This window comes from Rhodothermales bacterium, from assembly GCA_013002345.1.
In the GTDB taxonomy this organism is placed as follows: Bacteria; Bacteroidota; Rhodothermia; order Rhodothermales; family JABDKH01; genus JABDKH01.
Genome location: JABDKH010000110.1, coordinates 1 through 3,793, shown reverse-complemented (window position 1 = coordinate 3,793; position 3,793 = coordinate 1). Strand labels below are relative to the sequence as shown.

4 protein-coding genes are annotated in these 3,793 nt (G+C 58.6%); 1 reads left to right on the top strand and 3 read right to left on the bottom strand.

The features are described 5' to 3' along the window. From HKN37_05575 to HKN37_05565, 3 genes are all read right to left on the bottom strand, one after another. On the bottom strand, positions 1-214 hold a 214-nt coding region (locus HKN37_05575; protein ID NNE46114.1), incomplete at its 3' end, for a hypothetical protein. A 56-nt stretch (positions 215-270) separates the two neighbouring features. Next, the gene (locus tag HKN37_05570) at positions 271-1,836 is read right to left on the bottom strand and encodes a sugar porter family MFS transporter (protein NNE46113.1); all 1,566 of its coding nucleotides are present in this window, start codon (positions 1,834-1,836) and stop codon (positions 271-273) included. 29 nt (positions 1,837-1,865) lie between these two features. Then, a complete protein-coding gene (locus tag HKN37_05565) occupies positions 1,866-2,879 on the bottom strand; it encodes a LacI family DNA-binding transcriptional regulator (GenBank protein NNE46112.1) in 1,014 nt (337 codons plus the stop codon). 288 nt (positions 2,880-3,167) lie between these two features. On the opposite strand from HKN37_05565, the gene HKN37_05560 reads away from it, so the two are divergent. After that, positions 3,168-3,793 (top strand): hypothetical protein (locus HKN37_05560; GenBank protein ID NNE46111.1); only part of this gene is annotated, 626 nt, incomplete at its 3' end.

Genomic DNA, 3,793 nt, shown 5'->3' with positions numbered 1-3,793 from the left:
CAATGCTACCCGCGCCGGGAGGTTGCCGCTCAAGACCGGCACCGCGGATGAAGAACGGCTCCCCTCCACGGTAGACCCGGTACACGCCATCCTCCTGTCTGAGTTCGACCTTGATCGGGCCGCTTTCTGAATCGATTTGCCGATCACAACCGGTGAGTGCCAGCACTCCCAGGATGAGAAAGCCGATCGGGACGGTCGTGCGCATGTCATTCATTGGAGTTACCGATACTGCCGTTCTTGTTTCTTCAGGGATAGGCTGGCCGCACTTGCTCAGGACGGGTTCTTCACGAGAATGCTTTCGAGTTCTTCAAGTGACCGGCCCTTCGTCTCGGGAAGCACAAGCATGATGAAGACGAGTCCGACCGCCGCGAACAACCCGTAGATCAAAAAGGTCATGGCGCTTCCGAAGTTCGCCAGTTCCCACGGGAAGACGAGTTGCACGATGAAACTGACCGCCGAGTTGATAAGGCCGACAAATGAAATGGCAAGTCCTCGAATTCGATTCGGGAACAGCTCCGAGAACAACACCCACATCACCGGCCCGATCGACACGGCGAAGGATGCCACAAATCCGAGAATGCCAATCAACACAAGGATCGACTTCATGGTGATGGCGGCCGTGATGAGCTGCGATTCGTACTGCGTGGCCTGATCCTCGCCGAGGACTTCCGTGATGGCATTCTTGAACGCAACGTCGCTGTCGAACGTGGTGCCCTGTATTGCTTCGAGTGACTGGACGTTGACTTCGGCCGGCAGATCGGCTATCGACTCGGGCGTCAGCGTGTACGTGGCCGAGTAGAACCCGAAGGCCAGCACGAACATGGAGATCGTAATCCCGGTGAGTCCGACCGCGAGGAGCGGCTTTCTGCCGAGCCTGTCCACGAATGCAATCGCCACCAGTGTGAACACGAGGTTGATGACGCCGACGAGGATAGCCTGCGCGAACGATGCGTCCGTTCCGATTCCTGACTGCTCAAAGATCATCGGAGCGTAGAAGAACACCGAGTTGATGCCTGTGATCTGCTGAATAACCGCGACGACGACCCCGATCGTGATCACCAGTCGCATGGCGGGCATGAACAGCTCAGAGATCGCAGCCTTCTGTTTCCCCGAGTCACGAACGAGACTGGCCTTTACATCCTGAATCTCCTGACGCGCCTCCTGTTCGCCGCTGGCGCGCGTCATGATTGAGAGCGCTGCGGCGTCCTGGCCTTTCATCACGAGCCAGCGCGGGCTCTCGGGCACGGAAAACAGACTGAAGAAATACAGAATGGCGGGCAGTGTTTCGAGTCCGAGCATCCAGCGCCAGTTGTACGGACCGAACATCAGGGCCTGCGCCCAGCCGGCATCCGATTGTCCAAACTTCAGGATGAGATAGTTCGTGAAGAACGCGGCGGAGATACCTACGACGATATTGAGCTGGTTGAACGACACCATGCGTCCGCGCATCGCCGGCGGGGCGATCTCGGCGATGTACATCGGTGCGATAATGAGGGAGGCGCCGACTCCGAATCCGCCGATCATCCTCGCGACAACGAGAAACGAGAAGGATGGGGCGAGCGCAGATGCAATCGCAGAGATTGCGTAAAGCACAGCCGCCAGCGACAGGACTTTCTTGCGGCCCATCACGTCGCTAAGTGGGCCGGAGACCATCATGGCGAGGGTTGCGGTCAGCGTCAGGGAGCTCACAGCCCAGCCCAGTTGGAGCTTGCTCAGGTTGAACTGCGGTTCAATGAACTTTACGACCCCGGAAATGACCGAGGCGTCGAATCCCATAAGGAAGCCGCCCAGTGCGACGATGAGTGCCACTCGAATTACGTATCGGTGGTTCGGCATGATGGATACCAGCTGGTTCGGCTAATGGATTAGAGAGCGACCGTCGAGAGTCGGGGCGGAGCGCTTGATCGTCGAACGACGACGTCCACGGCCAGCACCTCCTCTGCATCGTTTTCGCGGCCTCCGATACGGTCGACAATAGTCTGTATGGCGAGTTCGCCCATTTCGCGGACAGGAACGTGCGCCGTCGTCAACGCCGGCGTGATGAATCGAGAGCTGGGAACGTCGTCAAACCCGGTGACGGACATCTGCTCGGGCACGGAGACACCGGCCTGGTCCAGCCCGCGGAGAACACCGACGGCGCACTGATCGTTGGGCGCCATGATGGCCGTTGGCAGCGGAGACATGCTGAGGATTTCCGGAACGAGGTCGTATCCCGCTTCGACCGTATAATCACCCGCTAGCTCGAACTCGGGGCGCGCTGCGATGCCGTGGTCGGCAAGGGCACTGCGGTAGCCATCGAGCCGGGCGCTTGAATCAGCTGCCCGCGGGGGACCTTTGATGAACGCGATGTCTCTGTGGCCCAGTCCCAGAAGATGAGATGCAACGGCGTGCATGCCGCCGTGATTGTCGAAGTCTATGAGATCGTTCCCTTTTGCCGGGTGCAGGCTGTTCACAAAAACGATCCGGGTGGATTCTCCAACAAGAGATGTGACTTCGGTAGCCGGCATTTCAGGCGCCCACACAATCAGCCCGTCGACGCGTCGGTGGAGATTGATGACAGCTGTCTGCAAATCTGCATCGCTGCGATGAGAAATGGAGATCAGCAGAAAGTAGTCGTTGTCGGATGCGGTCTGGTCAACGCCCGAAAGGAAGTCGGAAAAGAACTCGCCCGTAGCGAAAGGAACGACGACCCCAAGCATACCTGTCTTGCGAAGCAGCAGGCTTCGCGCCGCGGGATTCGGGAAATAGCCAAGGTCGCGGGCCGCCTTCTGGACTCGTAGACGTTTGTCTTCATTTACCGGACACGAGTTGTTCAAAACGCGTGACACGGTAGATATGGAAACGCCCGCGAGGCGTGCTACGTCCTTGATGCTACTCATCGATGCCGCGGTTTGCCTTCCGCGGAAGAGGACATGCGTCGGGATCCGGCGGGAGGGGAGCTACACGGTCGTGAAAACCTTTTCACAAAGCTAATCATCCCCGACTAAGGGGGCAAGGGAACACGGCGCGGGGGCCAAAAGCACCTGACGCCGGCTCGAGACTGCCGTCCACGGCCCATGGCTGCCGTACATCGTCGTGTCGCTGGGGCACTAAATTTGCTGGAAACAAGTTCGATACCGGAGCGGATCTCCCTGTCCCGCACGCCAATCCATCCAGAGGGTATGAAGATGCAGAAAAGGGACCTGTTGTCGTGTGTCGGGCCGCGCCCGGCCGCCGTTGCCGCTGTCGTTTTATGGTGCGGACTGATCAGTATCGTGGACGTGAAAGCCCAGGACAGGCCGCCGGATGTCGAGGGCGTCGTGACCCTCACGAATTGGCCGGAGCAACGGCGTGTGGATGCCGCGCCCCTGGACTATGACAAATTCCGCCTGCTGCCATTTATAGACGTCCTGGTCGTCCGCTACCGGTTTATGGAAGTCGCCGACAAGGCTACCATGGAGATCGCGTTGGAATGGCAGATCGGAGAACGCGGAGTGCTCAACGGCCGAAAGGTGAAACGCTCGCAGCTCCCTGATCGCGTAATTGCTGAGTCGATTGATCTCCTTGCAAAAGTGGTCGTTGACGAGCAGGTGGTCGGCGAGTTCTTTCTGCCGCTGGACACGCTTCGCCTTGGTCCTTCGCCTTCCGTTGCGCGTGTAGAGATACGAGATGTTGAATGGGATTCGGTCTTCTCGGACGTCAGCGGGGAGAGAGCACGAGAACTATTCAGAACCGGGTTTCAACTCGAAGATCTTCGGATACTAAGAGTCGTCTTCGACACAGAAGCTCCGTCGCGTGTAGAACGTGAGTTGCG